The organism is Sporosarcina sp. FSL K6-5500 (assembly GCF_038005665.1).
GTDB lineage: Bacteria > Bacillota > Bacilli > Bacillales_A > Planococcaceae > Sporosarcina > Sporosarcina psychrophila.
In genome coordinates, this window is sequence record NZ_JBBOTP010000001.1 from 1,481,448 (window position 1) to 1,504,679 (window position 23,232).

The window sequence follows — 23,232 nt, forward strand, 5'->3', positions numbered from 1 at the left end:
TTAACTTAATTCAGCTGAATTAAGTTAAATTCAAGCCCTCTAAAACGTTTGGTAACGAAAACGACTCGGTTATGTTGTCATAACATCTCAGTGGTAGGTTTCGACAAGAAGCGGTGATATAGCTCTCAGTAAGTCGCTATACTTTCTGTTTCACAATTCTTGTCTACTTGGTCACATCAAAGATTTCATATTACTTTTAATATATCAAATACTCGCGGTTCATACAACTTCAATGAATGTCCACAGGCACTGGAAAATTATTTGGGCAAATTCGGTCGTAAATTTTGCATATGATACCCATCGAGTTGCCTCTCACAATGTAGATGAACTCTGTTCTGATTTAAGATTAGATTTATTGAGCTATTATTACTTGTCATGCTATACTAAATGGGTATTTAATTGAGAATGATTTTCATTTGAAGTTCGAAAACTTCATATACTATCTAAACATAAAGGGGATTATCAGATGAGTCAGCAAGAAGGGAAAAATGTGGTTGAACAAAACATTATAGATCGAAGAACAATCAAATCTTTTAAAAAAGATCCGATTAGTGCTGAAGTAATCATCGAGCTGCTAAATGTCGCGAAATGGGCACCGAACCACAAGTTGACGGAACCGTGGCGCTTTCAATTGTACGTGGATGAAGGAAAAGAACAATTTGTTCAGGCCTACATTGATTCGCAGCCGAAAGTAGATGGCGAAGTTCCAGAAAAAGTGAATAGAAAAGCACAATACTTCCGAGATATACCCGCTCATCTTGTAGTCGTTATGCCTGAAGATCCCCGCCAAAGAAGATGGGATGAGGATTACGGGGCAGTTTCCTCACTAATTCAAAACTTCCAACTCGCGGCATGGGAAAGGGAAATTGGCATGATTTGGCGTACTAACGATTGGGTATACGATCCGGCATTCAGGGAGGCCATCGATGTCCTACCTGGCGAAAAAGTAGTAGCGACGTTGATGATCGGCTATCCTAAACATATACCAGAAGCTCAACCACGCACGGATATTCGCGAGCTTATTACGATCATTAATAAGTAATTTTTCGAATTAGAGACTATATATGTTGAATTAAAGAATTCCATTGAATGGCTTCAGCTACCCCTGTTAAGGCGCCTTCGCTCAGTATATATACCGGATTCAACATGTATAATTATATTCAAGAAATCAGCAATCTAGGTTGCTGATTTCATCACAGCTAATGATATGCTCTTTCTCACATAGACCATCCAGCGAAGGCGCGACTTCGTGGTAGCCGGAGCGATAAGACTGAAAGCGGTCTTCTTTCTGGCTTATCGCGGGAGGCATCCACAAAGCGCCAAAGCGGTATTGGTAGGAGTTCTATTTCATCCTTTTCAGTAGCCTTCCAAAAGCCCTTGTAAAGCGCATACGCCATATTCATTTGTTCAACATATATAAGTAGTGCTTGTAAGCGGTTATCCGAATTAATTTATACATCTACACATGAACTCCTATCATTAGCCATATAGTTAGGCTATATAAGTTGATATATGGAGGAGGATATCATGCAGACGAAAGAAGTACGCTTACGTCGAATCCAGCAACTAGCTCATGAAATCATGCATGAAATGAATAGAGGGAATGAGCAAAGACAGTTTGAGACGCTAAATCTCGCGGTTGATAATCTATCTCGGGCACTTGGAGACTTAGCAGATCCCTCCGGTAACTATTCACTCGACTATATAGAAGAAAAATTAGGAAAAGCCCATTATCTATTATTTAAAAACGAAAAAAAGATAAAGCTTCATTCTTAATAAGTGACAGTCACTACTAGCCAAAATCCCCACAATCCCGTCGTAAACTTCTACGAGATTGTGGGGATTTTTGTAACGCCCTAGATTTTCACTTTAAGCAGTACCACCTTTTTTCTTTCTAAGTTTCCTGCTCACAATGTGGACTACTGCTATGAACTAGTTAAAAACCATATTCCTCATCTTTCGCTTTTCGAATCCCTACATAAGCATCGACAAGAAGAACGGTATCTTCCACTAAGCGCTCCAGACGGAAGAGAACATCATCATTAACGATTTCTTTGCGATGGAAATCCTTTTCTTCTATAAACACATAAGTAGGTACAATATGTGCCTTCATATACGCTAAAATTGGCTTTAACTGTTGTTCCGCCATCAAATAATGCTTAGCTGTACCTGCTGTTACGAGCATACTCACTACTTTATCCCGGAACGCATTGACTGGTAATAAATCAAATATATTTTTGAGCGTAGCCGGAATAGAAGCTTGGAACGTTGGCGATCCAATAATGATTGCATCCGCGGCCATAAGCGTTTCTGTAACATACTTGGTGTCACCCTCGTAGTCCCAATAATTACGCCCGTCACTAAAAACCATTTCAAATTCAGCCAGATCCAGTAATGTAATCTCTGCATCCGGGTATTTTTCATGCGCTATTTTGACTGTATAATCCATCGCTGTTCTTGTTTTAGACCCTACATTGGAGCCCGATAGTAAGACGATTTTCATGCTAGCATCTCCTTATTTTCCAGCAGTATATTTCTTAACTGCTGGTAGTATTTCTGTCGCAATTAATTCGATATTTTTCATAATTTTATCAAACGGAACGCCACCAAAGTCAATTTGTGCCATGAACCGCTGTTGACCGAATAATTCATACTGATAGAGCATTTTTTCAATAATTTGCTGTGGACTACCAATCATTAATGCATCGCGCGTATCCGTTGATTGTGCAAATTGTTGTTTCGGATAGCCGCCGCCTCTTAACGCCTGCATACCTGCATTAGCATGTGGATAATATTCACGAAGCGCATCCTGTGAAGTTTCTGCTGTATAGAATAGGCTCGTTGTTGCAATTGGCAACGCTGCTGGATCAAAACCACTACGCTGCGCCGCCTCACGGTAGGCATCCACCGACGCCTTAAAGTTAATCGCTGGTCCACCAAGAGTTGTCAGCATCATCGGTACTCCTGCATACCCAGCCTTAATCGCACTCGCGGGTGGGCCTCCTACTGCACGCCATATTGGCAGATGACCATTTTGTGGTTGTGGTAAAATCGTTGCATTTTCCAATGGTGCCCGAAATTGTCCCTGCCATGTTACGGTTTCCTCATCGTTTATCTTCAGCAGAAGCTCTAATTTTTCTTCAAATAACTCTTCGTAGTCATGAACATCATACCCAAGTAAACTATAGGCCCCAATCCGTGAACCACGTCCTGCAACAATTTCAGCCCGCCCTTTTGAGATCAAATCAATCGTGGCAAAATCCTCATAGATACGAACAGGATCAGATACACTTAACACTGTTGCAGAACTCGCAATTTTAATATTTTTTGTTGCATGTGCGATTGCGCCTAAAATGACCGTATGCGCTTGTGTTGTAAAATGCGTTTGATGGCTCTCCCCTACTGCAAAAACATCTAGTCCCGCCTCATCAGCCAACTTACTTGCTTCAATCAATTCGTGAATACGCTGCTCTGCGCTAATACGACTTCCTGTTAACGGATTTAGTAAATGATCTCCAATCGAATATAAACCAAACTCAAGTCCTTTAGTTGTGTCAATACGGTATTTCTCCATTTTCATCGTCTCCTTTTTCTATGCCAATACTTTGGGCTGTGTCTAACAGGCGCTCGGGTCATAAGCAATCCAACTATGTGGCAAAGAACGCCCCGCCGTTGGATCGACTTATGCCTATCGCGTCTTTCAGGCCCCCTTCGCTTTTCTTAGTCAATCGGTTGTAGTTTCGCTTCAATTTCTGCACGTTTTGATTCTAAAAATGGTGGTAAATCTAATTCTTTTCCTAAATCTTTAACCGCTGAATCAACTGTAAATCCAGGTCCATCTGTGGCAATTTCAAATAAAATGCCATTTGAATCACGGAAGTATAAGCTTTGGAAATAAAAACGATCGATAACACCAGATGAATCGAAGCCACGTTCTTTCACGACTCCGTCCCAATAGCGCAGTTCTTCCTCGTTCTTCACACGAATCGCTAAATGATGAATACTTCCTCGGCCCGGTTTTTCACTCGGTCCCTCCAACTGCTTCAAAACAATTTCACCAAATGCTTGCCCAGCAACCGACTGATAAATAGCTTCTTTCTCAGAATGAGCTACTTCCACATAGCCAAACATCTCTTGCAACATTTTAGCCGTCCGTTCCAAATAACGTACTGTTATTTCCGTAGTTCCCATTCCTAAAATACGATGCTCTTGCTCCACAACTGAATCTTCCCAAGGCGACCAAAATTCAGGTACCGCTTCGCCATTATTATTTAGCAAGATCATTCGTAACCCCTCTGTATCTTCAAATGGCAGCGCTGCTCGACCTGCATACGTTGTAATGTCTCCGTGCTCTACATCCAATTGCTCAAAGCGCTTTTTCCAATACGTTAAACTTTCAAGTGATGGCACGAGTAAGCCGATTTGTGTTATGGCATTTGTTCCACGGACGGTTTTTCCAGCGTTCGTCATTTCAAAAAAGGATAACTCCGTTCCTGCACTTCCCGTTAAATCCCCATAAAACAAGTGATACATGGATGGGCTATCTTGGTTAACCGTCTTTTTCACACGGCGCAAGCCTAATACATCTCGGTAAAAGTGATTAGTCGCTTGAGCACTTTTTGTAATCATTGAAATATGGTGATGTCCTAGTATTTTATACATGTTAGTTCCTCCTTAGTTTTTAAATTGATTAGTCAAGTGATAGTGCAAAAAAAATCACTCCAGCGGCAATTCTTTTTTTTGACTATGTTTATGGATGCGTGTCATTAATTTGTAAAGTGTTTTCTCTTCTTCCTCGTTTAATACATCAGCAAAAAATGACGTTTGAAACGCCAGTTGAGCTGGCATCGCCTCTTCTAAAATCGCTTCAGCCTTGTCAGTTAAGCTAATCATTTTCGTTTTCCAGTCTTGCTTACGTACAATATAGTCTTCTTTTTCAAGTCGTGCGAGCATGCGGGAAATACCGCCTTGCGTAACGGTCACTTTTTCAGCTAATTCACTTTGTGTGAGTGGCTGGTATATCTGAATTTGTACAAGTACATCAAATTGGGCAGTTGTTAACTCAAAACGCTTTAAAAACTCATTCGACAGTTGGTTACTTTGGTTTGTAAAACGCATTAAACGCAACCAAATCAACGAGCCAATCGTATTATTACGCATCTTGTTTCGCCTCCTCATCACTAACCTTATTATCACTTTACCACGCAAGTGATATTAAAACAAATTATAAACCTCGAATTCAAGACTTAATTATTTGAAATTTTTACTTGCTAATAGGCGGCAGGAAACCAGTTTAAAAAAACTCCTGCCTCGCCCATTGAGTATTACTATTTAGCCGGCACTTAACGAATGGAATGTTCCCATAACACCGCTTTGTCGCTTGGTGATGGCCTCACGCAGTAAGCCCGCCAGAAGATCACTTGGGAGGGATTGAACTGCATCACTCCTTGGTCTTATTGCTCCGGCTCACACTTGTCGCTCATTCGCTAGTTTTGTTTGTTAAACCGGTTAGATATACCACCTAGTTAACTCTAAATAAGTAGTGCCGAGTATATAGTAGTTTGTTCATTTTTACTTATTCCACTATTAATAAATGCGCACGTTATCAGAATCGCTTTTGTACCAGTTAAAATGACAAAGGGAACAGCCCCATTAAGAGTTGTTCCCTTTGTTGTGCTTATTTTAGGAGTTCAATTGTAAAACTAGATGTTTTAAACAACCTAGGTACTCGATCTTCGGATGCGGAGGCCAGATTACCAGTAACCCCACTTAAAATTACTACAAGTAAAAGAATAGATAAAAGTTTCTTCATTATAAATCCTCCCATTTTTTTATTTTTCTAAAAATGTTTTCATACTTATTTGCTTCTTGATAACAAATAGATGATAGCTTGTATTTCCGATTACTAAAATGCCATTCGGCAAGTGCTAAATAGTATTTGTGAACATATCGGTAATCTTGTACTTTTTTAAAGTATTCAATTGCCTCTTCAGTAATACTTTCGGATAAACCTCGTTCACTATGGAGGGATTCGAAAATATTAAAATGATGATAATACGATGTTAAGCTTTTATCTTTTAATTTTAAAAACAATGAGATTCCTTCAGCACACCACACGTTAACTAACGCTTTATTGTTCATCTTTGAGTATTCAATCACTAAACAAAGTATAGAAATAATTGGATCACTGTCATAAGTTTTATATGCTATGCTTTGTTTATAGTAAGAAATTGCTTCCTCATTATTGCCCATTATACTAGATAATGATCCTAAATTATGGTACACAATTCCTTTTTCTCGGTGTACATTGAATTCATCACAGATTTGCATTGCTTTTAAATAAGAGTCATACGCATCTTGAAATTGCTCACTTTTCTTATGTGTGATTCCAATTAGTATGTAACACTCTAATACTCTCTTCATTAAAAAGTTTTCTCTAAAATATTCAAGAGCTCTTCTTGTATATTCAATTGAGGCAAAGATACGACTATCTGCTGTGTAAACTACACCTATCATATAATTCAATTCCGCTTTTTCCCAAGCTTCTAATGCAATGTCATCGACTAATAATAACACATCTTCGAAATATTCAATCGATTTACTGCGTTTTTCTGTTGAATAATAGTAAAATGCCTTATTTACTTTATATAAATAGGTTTGCCGTGGGTTAAAATCTTTGCTTAATTCTTCAAGATCTTTTATTCCCTTTTTTATTTCATCCATTTTCCCGCCTGAAATAATGCGGAACCTTAATACAAACAGCAGATAAGTGTAGTAGAGCGTTCGGTTTTCAAATAAGGGACTGTGTTGTTCTAAATACTCTAGTTTTTGTTTAGTAAAACTTACATTTTGATTTATAATTACTTCCTTGTAAGTAGTTTCCAGCATCTTTTCGAAATCATTTTCAGTTTGCTGATTGTTTTTTTGTAACTTCGATGGATCTATTCCTAAACGATTAAATAATAATGTGACTATGTCTTCGCTTGGGAAAATTAAATTCCGTTCGATTTTAGATAGGTAAGATGGCGTACAGATTCCTTTTGCTAATACTAATTGTTTCATTTCTTGCCTAATTCGTTCTGTCTTTATTAAATGACCAACTTTCATTAGCGAATCCCTCTCTTTTACAGCATAATACATACTTAACATTAATCATACCATTTTAATGTGAGAAATTAATTACTGAAAGTCTCAAATAATGCATAATTCTAAATAAAATGTCCCAACCTAATTGGATGTTACTTTAGTCTTGTGGGTGGTATGTTTAACTTAGCAAGAAATAAGGGGTAGTACGCATGCGAATTGAAGACATTTATCCCCATAAAACCGTTAAGATAATTAAAATAGATAAAGGCACTAGTCAATGTATAGATAATAATGGATCGGTTCCAGATTCTAAAGCAATTTCCAATATGTTAAATCTAGTGGATAAATTCATACCATTCTTTCGAAGGGAGTGAGATTATGCCTACGGAAACGACAAACGAGCAATTTGATGGTGAATATAAAGATCAGCAATTATACCAAATGAAAATTGAACTGATTGAGTTTTTGGATAAGATGAAGTCTAATGGATTTCTAGAATCAGTAGAATTTCGCGATATTTCAAATGAGATTAAACAGATTTAACTCAAGGAGTTATTCAGTCGATTCTATCATTTAAATTTTTTATTATAATTTTAGGTGAACCTAAACATGTGCTAATCCAGTTCCAAGTGAGTTTGCTTGATAGTTAGAAATCACTAAACCACTAGTGGGTAGTAAACAATACCATAATACAACCTACGCTAGTACCAATAAAATCATATACAACAAAAAACTCAGTCTAATTGTTAATGACTGAGTTTTTTGTTGCAATTGTAGTTTGCTGGCATAGATATCATTTGCTCCAAACCACTAACATAAAACAATAACTTTATTGGGTGTAGTTTGGGCTGGGATACTTCTAGTAGTAGCACCATAGGTAACAATTAGATTTCGATTTGCAATACTTCCGGTAAAGGCTTGCCCGTTTTCCAATAAGATTTGAGTATGCGAAGATATATTTAATCTTAATGCGCCGTCGCTACTCTCTAATTGGCTGTTAAAAAAGGATACTTTCACATTTTGATAGGGAGTGTCTTTGGCAATTACAAGCGCTCGAAATTGTGGTGGGTATATGAGTGGGACTAGCGCGTTCGCATCATAAAACCCAGTTATCTTATCTCCTACTGCCACCATTACATGATCTACAAAGTAAGTAGTGGGTGCCACTACGAAATTGACTACCGTCCCGTTCCCATTTTCCACGGCTATTAATTTATAGCAACCGGCTTCGTTATTTTGCCCTATCGAAAAATCATCAATCGTCGTTACCGTACCATTAAAAGCTTTAAAGTTTATCATCCCTTTACCTCCGTTGCTAATCGAACTTATATCTATATAGATTATGCTATCTTAATATCGATTGTTCGCTAGACACGGAAATTTGTGTAGGCAAATGTAAAGCCAGAAATGATATAGATCTCTGACTTTAGTGCTTCTATTGAAAGTTGATGCACTATTAATCAAAAAACTGTTACCATGTATAAAAAACATCTTTATCTACTAGATCTCATTGTAGACAAAGATGTTTTTTACTATTTATATGATGTGCCCTCTAACAGAAGTAACCGATTAGTTACTCATCTCTCAAAGTAGCTCATTAAAATTACCCAAAAAGATTTTCTGTTTTTCTTTTTCATGCTCATGCAGCGACGTGCTAATTCATGAGCTCTTGCTTCTTTCTGTAATTCACGCATCCGTTCACGGACGTATTCTATATCATGTTCAAACATTCTATTACTCCCTTAGGAGCACTTCCAAGTTTATTGTAAAGGTATGGCAAACACCATTCTTGTTATATATTTACCACCTAAATATACTGTTGGTGACTCCAATTTATTTTCTCCGTATCGCTTATTCAATCTGTTATTTACAATTTTGTTGATCATCTTTTATTCTCCTCCTCAATCTTATTTTTAATTAATTCTTGAAGTATTAAAATCTTTCACTATCCGCTCTCTGTAGATTCCTTCCTCAATACTTTTCTTTGCTGAATTACGTAAAACATAGTCAACACTCCTTTTCTACTTATTTATGCAACACGCAATGCGTGGAAACACCAATTTGTATTTAAATTGAACTCAAAAAGGCACACGCCTATTAAAATAAGCGTGTGCTCATTATAAAGAACGGCAGAATATATGCCATTCCGATACTAATTAGTTAAAAGAAAGATTGTTTACGCACGGAATGACTATAAAGTTATAGGTAGAATATACACGTTTAATCATTTTTTCCGTGCCTCCCTCTTTTTTGTAAATCTAACTACTTTAGGATACCATTTCCATTTTATAATTGTCAATACATTTAGACAATAAAGTTTCTTCGCATTCTAACTGCTTATGGATACCTTATACAGTTATTCGATGCATTGTTTTCCCTTTGCAACAGAAAAAGTTCTTTAACTGATTTCAATCAATAGACTTTATTCTTCAAACTTTTCGTTCACTACTATAACTGACATCCAAAAACGGAGGCTATTATTATCGCCTTCGACATCGTTTAACCCCCATAAAAACCCTAAAAAAGTACCTGTTTCTGAAAAAATTCAGAACTAGGTACCTTTTTTCATATCTATTCATTAATACAAGATTTCATGCCTTTACAATTATACGACCAAACACCTTTACATTGACAATAATTTTCGTCGTCCAATGGGCCAAGACATATAAAACAATAAATACAACGACAAGTGGCTTAAATAAAATACAGGCCACAATCCAAAGTAGGAATGCATATATCGGTTTTACTCTTGTTAATAGTTTAGACGGCACCAAGAATAATCGGTACACTTTATATTGCTTTTGTAAAATTTCCAAGTACTCTTCTCTTAATTGGCGATTATCAGGTTTTAGTCGGACTGCATTTTCTAAGTAATGCAATGACTTTAAATGATCTCCCCTTTGATCAGCTGCCCAAGCTAAATACATAAAGACAGTTGAATTTTCTGGATTTAGTTCCAATGCTTGTTCTTCCGCCTGAAGAGCAAGATCTTGATTCCCCAAAATACTTTCAACATAACTGTAATTTGCAAGATAGAGTGCATTAGAAGTCTCAAATTTTAAAGCAACGAGAAAGCTTTCTTTCGCTTTCTTATAATTACCACGCTGATTATAAATATTCCCTTTCAAAAAATAATAATGGCCTTCTTCGGGGTAAATGGTTAAAGCCTCTTTAATCGCGGTCATCGCTTCATCATATTTACCTTCTGTGTAAAGCGTCGATACCCTAACCTCCCACGCGACCTCATTTTCTGGTTCTTTCTTTAATGCTTCTTGTGACCAATGCCAAGATTTCTCAAAGTCATCTAACATTAAATAGACTTTACTGAGCAGCGCATAACCATCCGCATCTTCGGGGTATTGTTGAATGTAGTTTTCCGTCTCTTTAATGGCATCTTTAAAACGACTCCACTCACATAATTGTTCAATCCGCATAAGCTGTGCATATTGTTTTTCTTCGTCCATCGCAACTCACAACCTATCTAATTCTATTCTCTTTTATATAATCAAGCACATGTTGATAATCCTTATTCACATCACTGAAGGTGGCGTAATTTTTAGCCGTGGAAAACCACTCCAAAGTCGTCGGCTTCCTTTGTTTCAATGCTCCATTTAAATCATCATTCGTTAACGGTTGTAGTTCACCCGCTTCCAACGAACGGTGTAATGCAGACTCGATTGCATCCCCGACAAGTTGGCCAAGATCAGCCCCAGAGAAATGTTCTGTTTTACTAGCAATTTTTTTATGATTTAGCGAAGACTGAGGTTTGTCTTTCAGTTTTAATTCTAGGATGACTTCTCTTTCCGTTTCACTAGGTGGTGGGATGAATAGCAACTGATTGAAACGGCCAGGTCTCCGTAATGCAGAATCCAGATACCACGGCGTATTTGTTGCGCCAATGACATAGATGCCATGATTATGAGAATTTAGACCATCCAACTCAAGGAGCAACTGATTGACAAGCATCCTCTCATGATGTTGTCTCATGTTTTGCCGATTTCCACCAATTGCATCTAACTCATCAATAAATAAGACGCACGGTTTATTTTCTCGCGCTGCTTCAAATACATCATGAAGATTATGCTCACTTTCCCCTACGTACATCGACAAAATTGCTTGTAATTCCAAATGTAGAAAACTGGCGTTTATTTCACCCGCAATCGCTTTTGCCAAAAACGTTTTTCCACAACCCGGTGGTCCGTATAGCAGTAAACTTCCCCCGGCTTCTTTGCCATATGCTTTAAAAAACTCTGGATTTTTAAGTGGAAGGATGAAGTTCATCTGAATTTTCTTTTTAACATCCTCCAAACCGCCAACATCAGCAAACGTCTCCTTCGGCTCTGTCTTTTCAATAAGCGTATTTTTCGCCTTGTCAAATTGAATTACTTTTAGTTGTTTTCGTTTTCCTTCATAGTCATTCGTCATAATAGGCCCCTTTGCACAAATTCATCCTAGTTTCTGAAATGCAAATACTCAATTATTTCCATATGTTAATTTTAGAATAAAGCTTAAAAAACGTCTATGAGTACAAAGCACAAGGGTATAAAGTTTTGTTACAGTGAAAATTGCCTGGCAATCAAATTCCAAACTAAAATCCAGAAAACCCGACTCGATTTGTACCAAACGTAAATACAGACAGCCGAGATGAATGTCTTTGTAATGCTTTATTTTGTGGCTTCCTCTTCACCCTACTGATGTGCACAACCGATAAAACAGCAGCCTCCTCCAATTTATCATTCTTATAAAGTTATAAGTTGCGAGGTTTTATTGGGAATTCTTTTGCAATCCGGTGTTAAACTTCAAATGAGTTTGCTATTTCTCTCTATGATAAAGTCAATAAAATATCTACTTGCTATCGGCAATACCTTTTTATCCTTGTATGCCAAACTGATTGTACGAAAAACAGCTGGAGAGATCGTTTTCGTCACAATGTTATACGGGCATCTATTTAAGACAAGCTTAGGTAAAATAGTAAGCCCAAGCCCTTGTTCAACCATGGCCATAATCGAATAATCATCATGCACCCGGTATTGTATATTGGGTTCTAAGTTATTTTGTTTAAAAATGGTTAACGGTTCGCTTAGTTCTCCCTCATCCAAAAGAATATAGGGTTCATTCGTTAATTCTTTCAAGGAAACATTGCGGTGCGTAGCTAAAGGATGGTCCATTGGCAATACAGCAAGCATTTCATCTTCTTGCAGCGGAATGGTTGTCAGATTGGTGACAGCAGTTGGATTGACAAAGCCAAAGTCAACGCTTCCCTCTTTAATCCAATTGGAGATATTCGTATATTCGCCTTGATGTAATTCAAAATGAACAGCTGGATACTGTTCCTTGAAATCCTTCATCAATCCTGGCAACCAATTGCATGAAACACTCGAAAACGTTCCTATTCTGATAAGCCCACTATGCAGTCCTTGCATCTCGTTATGCTTTTCTATTAATTCCTGATGTGAATTTCTTATATTCTTAATATAAGGTAAAAACTCCTCGCCATCTGGCGTCAACGTAATTCCTTTGCGGGAGCGTAAAATCAGCGTGGTCGAAAGCTCCTTCTCTAATGAATGGACCATTTGGCTAATGGCAGATTGCGTATAGCGAAGCTCTTCAGCTGCTTTGGTAAAACTGCCGGTTTCAATGATTTTGACAAAAGCATCATACGGATTCATCTTCTCTCACTCCCTTACATTAGCTAATCTAATAGTTCCATTATAAATATTCATTATATTAATACAAGTACCGGTGATACGATATAGATAAACAGATGGAAGGGGGTGAATTCCGAGCATGACACAGCGTCAAGCAAACTTAATTTTAGCTACGGTTTCATTGGCTTGGGGAGCATCATATATTTTCATGAAAATCACTGTGGATGTAATTCCTCCAATAACGATTGTCGCTTTACGATTCGGCATTGCATTTATCGTTATGGTACTGATATTCTTTAAAAAAATAATCCGTGTAGACGCTAAAACGTTAAAGTATAGTGCGATTGTAGGCGCTCTGCTATGTGGGATTTTCATTGCATTAATGTACGGCGTAAAAAACACGACTGCTTCTACAGCCGGTTTTCTGACGAGTACAACAGTTATCCTCGTTCCCGTTTTACAAATATTCATTACACGGAAACTCCCCAGTAGAAAAATTGTATGCGGCGTTCTAATTGTCTCTACCGGTTTAGCACTACTACTGATTGGAGATGATTTTACTATTGCATTCGGCGCATACTATTGTTTAGTAGCTGCCCTCCTTTATGCAGTCCATATTATCGTGACAAACCGCTTTGTGCGCGAGGTTGATGCCTTGCAGCTGGGTATTTACCAACTGGGATTTGCTACCTTGTTTGCAACCGTTGGAACCTTTCTATTTGAGACACCAGTTTTACCAGCTAGTGCGATTCATTGGTTTGCGATACTCGGTTTAGCACTCATCTGCTCTGCTTATGGCTTTGTTATGCAGCCAATTGCTCAAAAGTACACAACACCTGAAAGCACCGGTTTTCTCTTTTCGCTTGAACCCATTTTTTCAGCTATATTTGCATTCATCTTCATAAATGAAAATATGGGGCTACAAGGCTATTTTGCTGCGATGCTCATTTTAGCTGGTGTACTGATAGCAAACTCTACATCTAAAAAACAACTGGAAATCGACTTTAAATGAATATGGGATTTTTCACCTTCGTGAATAATGTATTTAAACTATAGGAGCTGAGATCATGAATATATTAATTATTTACGCACATCCAGAACCAAAATCATTCAATAGTGCTTTAAAAGACCTTGCCGTTTCAGAATTAACATCTCTAGGTCATCAAGTCAAAGTGTCAGATTTATATGCTATGAATTTCAAAGCTGTCGCTGACCGTGATGACTTTCAATCACTTCAAAACGAGAACTTTTTAAAATATGCAGTCGAACAAAAACATGCAACGAAGACGAGTAGTTTCTCTCCAGATATTCAAGAAGAACAAGATAAACTTCTTTGGGCGGATTTTGTCATTTTCCAATTTCCTATATGGTGGTATTCTGTTCCTGCCATTTTAAAAGGCTGGTTTGATCGAGTATTTGCTTCTGGTTTTATTTATTCGAGAGGTAATAGATATGATACTGGCGGTCTCAAAGGTAGAAAAGCAATGTTGTCCGCTACAACAGGCTCTCCTAAAGGTGCGTATACGCCGTATGGAATGGACGGTGATATGAATGAGAAGATACTTTATCCTATTAATCACGGAATGCTTTACTTTGCTGGCTTTGAACCCGTCGAACCATTCATCTCTTGGACTCCATCACATGATGAAGAAGACCGAAAACAATACCTAGATGAATATAAAAAGCGTTTACACAATCTCGAGGAAATTCCATCTATCCCATATCACCCTACTTCTCATTATGATGAAAATCACCAATTAAAGATGGAGTATAGATAACTCTTACTAACCCGATTACCGTTACAATCAGACCATATATAAAAAGGTCAACCAAGAATGTCTGGTTGACCTTTTATTACGAATGGGTACTTTAATTGAATATCATTGCAGCAATTACGACGTGAACACTTTTCCGTAAAATACTAACATATGTGATCAACAACAATAAAGTCATTTAAATCCAAAGGGTCTCCCTGCAATTGTACCCGCCTGCGGATTTCTTTATACCTGTATGGCTTCACACTATGAACAAAAATTCACTTGATATTTTTATAAGACTTTGCCGAACAATGATGCTAAGACTTGTAGTAATAGAATGCCGAATACAACAGGCATTGCAAATTTTGCAGGGAAACATTTGATCATGGATTAGTAATTCAATTAAAAGATTGTCCATGTCTGTATAGTTCCACGAGTGGGTGCCTAAAAAATTAATAAGTTGTTAAAAATTTTAATTTTCCAATGGTTTCAGACTTGCCTCATCTGTTTCTTTAACTTTTTCAGATCTTTTGCTCCACTATGTTGCGAGTAGTGAGCCGGAAATATTATGCCCTACACTAAAGATGGCACTCGGCACAGCTGCAAGTGGTGAGAAGTGTGCTGCTGCCAATGCGGCACCGAGCCCAGATCTCTGCATTCCCACCTCAATGGAAATAGCTTTCCGGTCAGCATAATCCACTTTTCATTTTCTACGATAAAGTTTATCTTATTTCTTGAAATAACACATATCGTTGCTACTATTGTAACAGTCTGGATGGGGTCATCGCCTAGACTTTCCTGAATAACAGAGGATTGTGGCAAAGAAGGAGAACTGATTTATCTCCCGGGACCCGCTTCCTCTTTTCGAATAAAGAGTGAACGAAACAGCAAATATCCAGTAGAAATGCTAAAATAGCTAGAACTCAAGTAAAGTTTTTTTGTATTTGTGCTATCATTCAATTGGCGATAAGTAGATGCACAAACAAGAACGTTCCCAAAGTAAGTGAACAGCTTTATTTGAGAGTAAATGCATTCTATTTATTGAAAAAGGATATGAAAATGCGAAGGCAAAGAAGATTACATCGCATGGTATTTCTACCGGACGTCACCATTCAATTGCAAGAGAGAAGCTAAAGTATAAGCCAACTATAGAACATCTTAGTCATAGTGAGCGTAAAGAAAAGAGGAATTTATTTTGAAACTGACAAATGAACTAGACTATAGCCGATTGAATCATCTAAAAAAAGAAATGACGAGATTCATGCTGGCCTATAAATTTGCGTTAGACGAAGTGAGCACCAAAATCAATATCTTGGAAGAAGAATTTCAATTAATACATGAATACAACCCCATCGAACATATTAATACCCGCTTGAAAACACCAGAAAGCATTATTAAAAAGGCTCATCGTAAAAATGTTGAACTGTCCCTGTCTTCCATAAAGGAAAATATGCGGGATATCGCAGGCATTCGTATTAACTGCTCCTTTAACTCCGACATTTATAAACTAAGTGAAATGATTCAAAAGCAAAGAGATATTGAAGTGATTGAGTACAAAGATTACATACAAAATCCCAAACCCAATGGTTATCGGAGTCTTCATTTGATATTAAAAATTCCTGTGTTTATGACAGATCGGGTAGAGCACGTCTTTGTAGAAATGCAAATCAGGACAATTGCTATGGATTTTTGGGCAAGTCTGGAACATAAAATCTTTTATAAATTCAACAAATCTGTCCCTGAAAAAATTACGAAAGAGTTGAAAGAGGCCGCGGAATCTGCCAACGAATTGGATCAAAAGATGGAGAATCTTCAAAAAGAAGTTAATGAAATTAAACGAATGGATGAAGAGTTTACTACACCTCTTTTTAATGAAAAGAATGACTTCAATATCCCGCTTAAATTCTTAGAAATGATGAATGAAAGTAGCAAAATTAGCCTGACTGAAGTATAGCTAGTATTTTGGTCCCCAATTAATTCGCAAACCATTCATTTTCAACCTGGAAAGGGAGATGGGTTTGAAAGAGAACTGTTGTAAGATGCTGTTTGTTCCCGAGTATGGGGCAAACAGCTTTTTCAATTTATGCATGGATTAAAAAGCTTTCCCCAAGTGAATTTGAAGATGGATCTTCTGAGACTCCAGATACTAGGAATCGAATTCAGGTAGAGTGAGCCATGGATAAATAAGTAGTTGCACAAGTTATAAATTGAATAGTTTAAAGTTATGGAGCATTTCCCTGTAATGAGAAATGCTTTTTATCTTTGCCTAAAATTAAAAAGATGTTTTTATAAAATAAGGTACAACTAAAAACGATAAACATTTATTGCGAATCGATAAAAAACGTGCTAAAATGAAATTACTAATAAATAAGTGAGGTGCTTTTTTTGAAACGAGGTTCAACAAACTTTTTAAAAATAGCCGTTATTCTTCTTGGAATTCCTATTGTTGCTTTATGTATATTTGGATTGCCCCTGCTAGCTAAAGATGCAGCAGAAAGTAATTCGGAGTTTGCTTATGTACTATACGGCATTGTAATAATTATGTATATTTCGGCGATACCATTTTTCGTTGCATTGTATCAGGCTTTTAAACTTTTAAATTATATTGATAAGAGCAAAGCGTTCTCGGAAATATCTGTAAAAGCTTTGAAAAATATAAAACATTGCGCAATCTCAATCAGTGGCTTATATGTGGTTGGTATGCCCTTCTTCTTTATCTTTGCGGAGTTAGACGACGCCCCGGGTGTCATATTGGTTGGAATGCTCTTTATTTTTGCTCCAATGGTAATCGCAGTCTTTGCTGCCGTTCTCCAAAAACTTTTGCAAGAAGCTATTAATATAAAATCAGAAAATGATTTAACAGTCTGAGGTGAAAACAATGGGAATAATAATCAATATTGATGTGATGTTGGCTAAAAGGAAAATGAGCGTGACAGAACTCTCAGAGAGGGTTGGAATAACAATGGCTAACATTTCTATATTGAAAAATGGAAAGGCAAAAGCGATTCGATTATCAACTTTAGAAGCGATTTGTAAAGCTTTGGACTGTCAGCCTGGAGATATTTTGGAATACCGAAGTGATGAAGACAACCAAGGTTAACAAAGTGGAGGTATTTAACATTGAAAGAAAAAGGACATCTTTTTACGTTATTTCATAAAAAGGGAGTTACTCATGAATTTAACCATCCAAAAATGGAGACACAAATCATGAGAGCATCAAAACAACTCGTTCGTTTTGGCCGGGAGCAGGCCCTATCATGTTTGTTTCCTGTCGTCATTTTCGCCTCTTTGGCTTTTACACAATTCATCCCACTTCCGTTCCTACCACGTTATGACTGGCTGCTCATTATCTTCCTTCTGATGCAATGGTGGATGGTGCGTTCTGGGCTTGAAACACGGGATGAACTAAAGGTTATCACATTGTTCCACCTTATTGGACTTGCTCTTGAAATTTTCAAGGTACATATGGGCTCCTGGGCTTATCCAGAGGATGGCTATTTCAAAATCTTTGGAGTGCCTTTATATAGTGGATTCATGTACGCGAGTGTAGCGAGTTATCTTTGCCAGGCATGGAGGAGGTTAAAGGTTGAACTGGTTAAGTGGCCACCGTTTTTGATAGTTGTGCCTCTTGCAGCTGCAATTTATTTAAACTTTTTCACTCACCATTATTGGATCGATGTTCGGTGGTGGCTATCTGGACTTGTAATTATCGTCTTTTGGCAATCATGGGTCACATACGAGGTTGATGGAACTCGTTACCGCATGCCACTCGCACTTTCTTTTGTGCTCATCGGATTTTTTATATGGATAGCTGAAAATATTGCAACGTTCTTTGGTGCATGGAAATACCCAAACCAAACCGATGCATGGAGTCTCGTTCATCTAGGAAAGGTAAGTTCATGGCTCTTATTAGTAATTGTCAGCTTTCTTATAGTAGCGACGTTAAAACAGGTTAAGGGGAAAAATTCCACTAAGATAGATGCTAGTCTATTATAATGACAGTTAAGAATACGTCCGTTGATTAACCACTTCTTACATGACATGGAGCACCTGTATCTGCGGAGAGCGACGGACAAACCGCCACCATACAATTAATGAAAAGAATACGTAAGAAGACTAGTGTTTTAACACAAAGTTAAGCAGTCATTTACTGGTTTCCTTTGGTTAATCACCACATGTGTAATTCCTCGTTTCTATGGCCAATAGATATAACGCAAATGAACTTTAAATTACCAAAAGGTCATCTTAAAACTTATCCCTTTTTGACGCTAAAAAAAAACGTGCCAAGTACCAACACAATTAAAAGTTGTGGAGTGGCACTTGGCACAAAATCGTTAATTTATCGTACAGTTTTCAATGCACCGCTCCAAGAAAGGACTTGGTCGAGCATGGTGTTCGCATTGGCTGCGTGGTAGTCAGCAGGCTTGAACACGCTCATGTTTTCAAAGTCAGACATAAGTGAGAACGTAACAGCCGTACGTACGTCAGCAACTTGTAGTTCGCCCAAAATCAGGCGTAGGTTTTCATGTGCACGCGTACCGCCCAAGCTACCATATCCAACAAAACCAGCTGCTTTATTGTTCAATTCTGGGTTTAAAAAATCAAGTGCATTTTTTAGCGCTCCACCGATTGCATGGTTATATTCAGGTGTGATGAAAATATAACCATCGAAAGAAGCCATTTTTTCTGACCAAGCTTTTATTTGTCCTTCAGCACCAGGTTGTGCATTCGCTGAACCCAAGAATGGAAGATTGTAATTTGCAAGATCTACGATTTCATACTCCGCGTCATTACGTTTTTCCGCAAAATCAACCATCCATTTTGCTACAGCATCACCGTTTCGCCCTTCACGTACACTACCTTGAACAATACCTATTTTCAATTTTTCGTTTGTCATTGTTTTTTCCTCCTCATTAGATCTACCTAATAGTCTATCTAAAAACCCCATATAATAACCACCTATACGATTTATTTATCTCCGCTTCAATACTCTACTTTTATAAATCGCCGCCTTAAATTCCTAGATAAATACGATTCCCAGAAGGATCATAGGATACAAAAGAACCGTTTTCTTCTGTCACAGCTACACCAATATTCTTCAACTGGGCGATAACATTATTCCTTGCTACCTCATCTGCTAAAACTATAGTAAACGACTCCAGCCCAACACTATTTAAAGGTGGTGTTGGAGCCCCAACTCCAGCCCAAGTGTTTAAGGCAATTTGATGATGGTATTTACCAGTAGAGATGAAAAGCGCCTGATTGCCATACCGGTTAACCACTTCAAAACCGAGGCCCTTAGTATAAAACTCTTCGGTCTTTTTCAATTCAGATACATGTAAATGAATATGACCCATGACTGTCCCAGCCGGTAAACCTTTCCATGACTGCGGTCTCCCTTCGGATAGAAGGTCTTCAAAATTCAATGGATCCACTGTCATTGCCACTTCACCGTTACTCCAAGTCCATTCGGAAGGTTCGCGGTCTATATAAATTTCAATTCCATTTCCATCTGGGTCTGCTAAATATAAAGCTTCACTTACAAGATGATCTGATGATCCATACCGCAAACCGATTTCCATGAAATGATGCACGATTTCAGCTAAATCTGAACGTTTAGGTAGAAGAAGGGCAAAGTGATATAGACCCGTAGTTTTTTCATACTGCGGTACTACATTTTCTGGTTGTTCGATTGATAGTACACTCGTTTTACCATCCGTTGTTAGTTTAGCCGTTTTTTCAGTTTGTTCTAGAATTTGAAAACCAAGAATCTCCTGATAAAACGTAAGTGATCGATTTAAATCTTGTACCTTAATGTTTACATGACCTACAAAAGTGTTTGGTTTGCTATGAAACTCCATATTTATTACCTCCATTTTTTATTTTTGTCCTTCAGAATGAAAGATTTTATTACCTAATGAGAAACGAGAGCTGTTTGCAAAAACGAGAAAAATGGACATAGCGAGTAGTGCCAATTCCAATTCGTACCCCGCCATTTCATCATTGCCAAGAAATCCTGCAGAGAGTTTTACTGTAAAAATTGCCCCCAGCATAATAACAGCAAACAATACAGAAATAATTCGTGTTCCAATACCAAGTATCAGCAGAATACCGCCAATTAACTCTATAACTGCAACGGCATAAGCTAAAAATCCTGGAATACTAAGGCTATCGAAAAAACCAGCAGTGTTAGCTAAGCCCCCTTGAAACTTAGATACTCCATGAATGAAAAAAGTAAGACCAAAAACCAAACGCAAAATAACCGTACCCACATCATTTTTATTCATTTTCTCTATTCCCCTTTATAGTTAGTTACTTTATGTAATTAACTATATTATAGAGTGTTATAGTTGTCAAGTAAGTTAATTACTTACGAAATAAACCCATCATGTTATATACTGCATATAAAGGAGTGAAAGAAAAAATGAAGCAATCTATTATTTGTCCCCGATTTGAAAAAGCCATCTCGCTTTTAAGTCAGCGCTGGATGGCTTTGATTATCAATCAAATATTGTCGGGCTCAAACCGATTTAGTACAATTCAATCTTCTATCGGAATCAGTGGCAAAGTTTTATCAGAACGCTTAAAAGATTTAGAACAACAAGGGATTGTAAAGCGTGATGTTATACCTGAAACACCTGTTATTATTGAGTACTCCTTAACGGAAAAAGGGCTTTCATTAGAGCCGGTTTTGAAAGAAATAGAAAATTGGTCACAGTCATGGGTGGAAATTGAGAGTGAAGAAACATAAAATCATATCCTTACCTATCCACAAAAGGAAAATATGAAATTAACGAAATGATTTCTAAGAAAACGTCAATTAGGAATAATTACAGGTTTTTGAATCTTTCCGATTTGCGGGAAGGTGAATATATTCAATAATGGCATTCTCATGACCGTTCCTATTTTGGTACAGGCTGTGATAATGCCTTTTTCTTTATCTTAACGCTGTTATTTAGATTAATTAACCGTATTGAAAATATAGATTGTACTAGTTGTCTTCAAAAGTCTTCACAAAATTAATAATCACAAAACTCATTTTCATTCAATGACATGCATGTAGAGAAGCACTCCCTTGGTGCTTTTATTTTTTCTAACTTCTGAATAAACACGAAAAAAGATTAGACATCCGCGTACATGTCCAATCTTCATTTTATTATTGTTCAATTGTATTTTTTTGAGTAGTGTATTGTACATGTACTTAAACTTGATAAATTCATAATAAGGTTTGACCATTTTAGTGAAAGTTATCGAATTAACCCTTTGTCTGTGTCTTAATTTGTCGGACAACCCGTTCTCCCATTTCCGGCGATGCATTGTACAGATACGTCAAAACAATGCGTCGTGTCTCATCGGATATGCCGGCAAGATCAGCAGAAAGATTATTTACTAGGTGATTTTGTTGCTCAGGGGGAAGAGCATGATAATATTGCCCGGCCTGCGTAAAATCATCCGGTTTTGGCAAATCGGATCGTTCAAGATGCCCCTCCACAAATCTGCCGTTGCCGCTTGTCACTTGTGTTGCTGGTGTCCAGTCTTCCTGATGATTGATAGGTATTTTACGAAAATCTGGTCCAAGCCGCCGACGCTGGGAATCCGAGTAAATATTGGCGCGTCCCTGCAGCATCTTATCATCTGATAATTCGGCCCCTTCCAAAAGATTGGACGGTGAAAAGGCCAGTTTCTCCACTTGTTCCATATAGTTATCCGGGTTGCGGTTCAACGTCAAACGGCCAACCGGCATCAGAGGGTACTGCTGTTTATCCCAAACTTTTGTATCATCCAATGGATCATAAGGAAGAGTGGCTTCATCTTTCGGATTCATAAGCTGCACATAAAGCCCATATACAACAGGCTCTCCCTTTGCTAGGGTATCATACAAATCCTGACCTGCAATATCTGGGTTCTCGCCATTCCATCGGGCGGCTTCTTGAGCATCTATATACTGCTCCCCAGCATAAGGAACCCAGTGATATTTTACATAACTGCGTACCCCCTCCCCGTTCTTCCAAACGTAGGTATTCACACCATAACCCGGCATGTGGCGAAAGCTTTTTACTGTGCCTGCATCAGAGTAAAGCCGAACAACAAAATGGGTTGATTCTGGTGCTCTGGCTATGAAGCTCCAGAACCGTTCGGGATCCATCAAGTTATTTACGGGCGAGGGTAAAAAAGCTTGAATGGTCTCTGGAAAACGTATAGCATCTCGTACTAAAAATACAGGAATATGGTTGAAGACCAAATCAAAAATACCCTCTTCAGTATAAAACTTAGTAGAAAATCCACGCACATTTCGTGAGGTATCCGGAGTACCTTTATTACTTACAGCAAGCGAAAATCTCACAGTAACTGGAACTTGCTGCCCAGGATTTTGTAAAAAGCACAGCTTTGTGTATTTTGCCATAGAATACACAGTCTCAAAGTAACCAAAAGCACCAAAGCCTTTAACATGCACTGGTCTTTCTAAAATTGTTGAATGGACAAAGGTCTCCAATGTTTCATGTAAAATACTGTCCTGCTCCAGTACAGGACCTCTTTCACCTACAGTCTGTGAATGCATTTCCTCAGCCCTTACTTTTGATGCGTTTCTGTTAAAATGCGTGGAAGAGCCTGATTCCCCTCCATTGTTTTCTCTCATAATTATTCCTGCCTCCTGTACCCACAAGTTAATTCCCTAAGATACACTATTATTTATGTGAGGCCCCATACAATTATGAATAGAGCTAGCTAAATAACCATGC

The 23,232-nt window shown here is 37.8% G+C and carries 24 protein-coding genes and 1 pseudogene; 10 read left to right on the forward strand and 15 right to left on the reverse strand.

Annotation, left to right across the window (positions count from 1 at the left end; translation table 11 throughout):
- Positions 1-466: 466 nt before the first annotated feature.
- Complete coding sequence (locus tag MKX62_RS06830) at positions 467-1,042, forward strand: nitroreductase family protein (protein ID WP_340741091.1); 576 nt, start codon at positions 467-469, stop codon at positions 1,040-1,042.
- 485 nt (positions 1,043-1,527) lie between these two features.
- On the forward strand, positions 1,528-1,776 hold the full coding sequence (locus MKX62_RS06835; RefSeq protein ID WP_340741092.1) for a hypothetical protein: 249 nt from the start codon (positions 1,528-1,530) through the stop codon (positions 1,774-1,776).
- 160 nt (positions 1,777-1,936) lie between these two features.
- Here the strand turns inward: MKX62_RS06835 and MKX62_RS06840 are convergent, their stop codons facing one another.
- The 5 genes from MKX62_RS06840 to MKX62_RS06860 all read right to left on the reverse strand — a co-directional run bounded on the left by MKX62_RS06840 (position 1,937) and on the right by MKX62_RS06860 (position 7,107).
- On the reverse strand, positions 1,937-2,503 hold the full coding sequence (locus MKX62_RS06840) for an NADPH-dependent FMN reductase (RefSeq protein WP_187046199.1): 567 nt from the start codon (positions 2,501-2,503) through the stop codon (positions 1,937-1,939).
- A 12-nt stretch (positions 2,504-2,515) separates the two neighbouring features.
- The gene (locus MKX62_RS06845) at positions 2,516-3,574 is read right to left on the reverse strand and encodes an LLM class flavin-dependent oxidoreductase (protein WP_340741093.1); all 1,059 of its coding nucleotides are present in this window, start codon (positions 3,572-3,574) and stop codon (positions 2,516-2,518) included.
- A 146-nt stretch (positions 3,575-3,720) separates the two neighbouring features.
- Positions 3,721-4,662, reverse strand: coding sequence for a ring-cleaving dioxygenase (locus MKX62_RS06850; protein WP_340741094.1), 942 nt, complete (start codon positions 4,660-4,662; stop codon positions 3,721-3,723).
- A gap of 54 nt (positions 4,663-4,716) precedes the next feature.
- Positions 4,717-5,160, reverse strand: a complete 444-nt coding sequence (locus MKX62_RS06855) for a MarR family winged helix-turn-helix transcriptional regulator (protein ID WP_340741095.1) — start codon at positions 5,158-5,160, stop codon at positions 4,717-4,719.
- 651 nt (positions 5,161-5,811) lie between these two features.
- Positions 5,812-7,107, reverse strand: a complete 1,296-nt coding sequence (locus MKX62_RS06860) for a tetratricopeptide repeat protein (protein WP_340741096.1) — start codon at positions 7,105-7,107, stop codon at positions 5,812-5,814.
- Positions 7,108-7,464: 357 nt separating this feature from the next.
- On the opposite strand from MKX62_RS06860, the gene MKX62_RS06865 reads away from it, so the two are divergent.
- Positions 7,465-7,629 carry a hypothetical protein gene (locus tag MKX62_RS06865; protein WP_338654563.1) on the forward strand — a complete coding sequence of 55 codons (165 nt, stop codon included), beginning with the start codon at positions 7,465-7,467 and terminating at the stop codon, positions 7,627-7,629.
- Positions 7,630-7,896: 267 nt separating this feature from the next.
- Here the strand turns inward: MKX62_RS06865 and MKX62_RS06870 are convergent, their stop codons facing one another.
- The 5 genes from MKX62_RS06870 to MKX62_RS06890 form a co-directional block, all read right to left on the reverse strand.
- On the reverse strand, positions 7,897-8,385 hold the full coding sequence (locus tag MKX62_RS06870) for a hypothetical protein (protein ID WP_340741097.1): 489 nt from the start codon (positions 8,383-8,385) through the stop codon (positions 7,897-7,899).
- Between the two features lie 278 nt (positions 8,386-8,663).
- Complete coding sequence (locus MKX62_RS06875; protein WP_338654559.1) at positions 8,664-8,816, reverse strand: hypothetical protein; 153 nt, start codon at positions 8,814-8,816, stop codon at positions 8,664-8,666.
- 861 nt (positions 8,817-9,677) lie between these two features.
- On the reverse strand, positions 9,678-10,550 hold the full coding sequence (locus tag MKX62_RS06880) for a tetratricopeptide repeat protein (RefSeq protein ID WP_340741098.1): 873 nt from the start codon (positions 10,548-10,550) through the stop codon (positions 9,678-9,680).
- A gap of 13 nt (positions 10,551-10,563) precedes the next feature.
- Entirely contained in the window at positions 10,564-11,511 is a 948-nt protein-coding gene (locus tag MKX62_RS06885; RefSeq protein ID WP_340741099.1) for an ATP-binding protein, read from the reverse strand.
- Positions 11,512-11,885: 374 nt separating this feature from the next.
- On the reverse strand, positions 11,886-12,755 hold the full coding sequence (locus MKX62_RS06890; protein ID WP_340741100.1) for a LysR family transcriptional regulator: 870 nt from the start codon (positions 12,753-12,755) through the stop codon (positions 11,886-11,888).
- A gap of 118 nt (positions 12,756-12,873) precedes the next feature.
- On the opposite strand from MKX62_RS06890, the gene MKX62_RS06895 reads away from it, so the two are divergent.
- Both MKX62_RS06895 and MKX62_RS06900 read left to right on the forward strand, forming a co-directional pair.
- Entirely contained in the window at positions 12,874-13,746 is an 873-nt protein-coding gene (locus MKX62_RS06895) for a DMT family transporter (RefSeq protein WP_340741101.1), read from the forward strand.
- A 55-nt stretch (positions 13,747-13,801) separates the two neighbouring features.
- Positions 13,802-14,512, forward strand: coding sequence for an NAD(P)H-dependent oxidoreductase (locus MKX62_RS06900; protein ID WP_340741102.1), 711 nt, complete (start codon positions 13,802-13,804; stop codon positions 14,510-14,512).
- Positions 14,513-15,029: 517 nt separating this feature from the next.
- On the opposite strand, the pseudogene MKX62_RS06905 reads toward MKX62_RS06900, so the two are convergent.
- Positions 15,030-15,194: pseudogene (locus tag MKX62_RS06905) on the reverse strand (bile acid:sodium symporter family protein); the annotation flags it as partial.
- Between the two features lie 492 nt (positions 15,195-15,686).
- On the opposite strand from MKX62_RS06905, the gene MKX62_RS06910 reads away from it, so the two are divergent.
- The 4 genes from MKX62_RS06910 (at position 15,687) to MKX62_RS06925 (ending at position 18,487) form a co-directional block, all read left to right on the forward strand.
- The gene (locus MKX62_RS06910) at positions 15,687-16,445 is read left to right on the forward strand and encodes a GTP pyrophosphokinase (RefSeq protein WP_067213688.1); all 759 of its coding nucleotides are present in this window, start codon (positions 15,687-15,689) and stop codon (positions 16,443-16,445) included.
- A gap of 431 nt (positions 16,446-16,876) precedes the next feature.
- Positions 16,877-17,359 carry a DUF2975 domain-containing protein gene (locus MKX62_RS06915; RefSeq protein ID WP_340741103.1) on the forward strand — a complete coding sequence of 161 codons (483 nt, stop codon included), beginning with the start codon at positions 16,877-16,879 and terminating at the stop codon, positions 17,357-17,359.
- A 10-nt stretch (positions 17,360-17,369) separates the two neighbouring features.
- Complete coding sequence (locus MKX62_RS06920; protein WP_067213691.1) at positions 17,370-17,591, forward strand: helix-turn-helix domain-containing protein; 222 nt, start codon at positions 17,370-17,372, stop codon at positions 17,589-17,591.
- Between the two features lie 107 nt (positions 17,592-17,698).
- Entirely contained in the window at positions 17,699-18,487 is a 789-nt protein-coding gene (locus MKX62_RS06925; RefSeq protein WP_340742558.1) for a DUF817 domain-containing protein, read from the forward strand.
- Between the two features lie 343 nt (positions 18,488-18,830).
- Here the strand turns inward: MKX62_RS06925 and MKX62_RS06930 are convergent, their stop codons facing one another.
- The 3 genes from MKX62_RS06930 to MKX62_RS06940 form a co-directional block, all read right to left on the reverse strand.
- Complete coding sequence (locus MKX62_RS06930; RefSeq protein WP_067213692.1) at positions 18,831-19,388, reverse strand: NADPH-dependent FMN reductase; 558 nt, start codon at positions 19,386-19,388, stop codon at positions 18,831-18,833.
- Between the two features lie 115 nt (positions 19,389-19,503).
- On the reverse strand, positions 19,504-20,352 hold the full coding sequence (locus tag MKX62_RS06935) for a VOC family protein (protein ID WP_340741104.1): 849 nt from the start codon (positions 20,350-20,352) through the stop codon (positions 19,504-19,506).
- Between the two features lie 18 nt (positions 20,353-20,370).
- The gene (locus MKX62_RS06940; protein ID WP_340741105.1) at positions 20,371-20,778 is read right to left on the reverse strand and encodes a DoxX family protein; all 408 of its coding nucleotides are present in this window, start codon (positions 20,776-20,778) and stop codon (positions 20,371-20,373) included.
- A 137-nt stretch (positions 20,779-20,915) separates the two neighbouring features.
- On the opposite strand from MKX62_RS06940, the gene MKX62_RS06945 reads away from it, so the two are divergent.
- A complete protein-coding gene (locus MKX62_RS06945; protein ID WP_187046210.1) occupies positions 20,916-21,242 on the forward strand; it encodes a winged helix-turn-helix transcriptional regulator in 327 nt (108 codons plus the stop codon).
- 504 nt (positions 21,243-21,746) lie between these two features.
- Here MKX62_RS06945 and MKX62_RS06950 read toward each other — a convergent pair.
- Positions 21,747-23,129 (reverse strand): catalase, encoded by a 1,383-nt coding sequence (locus MKX62_RS06950; protein ID WP_445683428.1) that lies wholly within the window; start codon positions 23,127-23,129, stop codon positions 21,747-21,749.
- Positions 23,130-23,232: the final 103 nt, after the last annotated feature.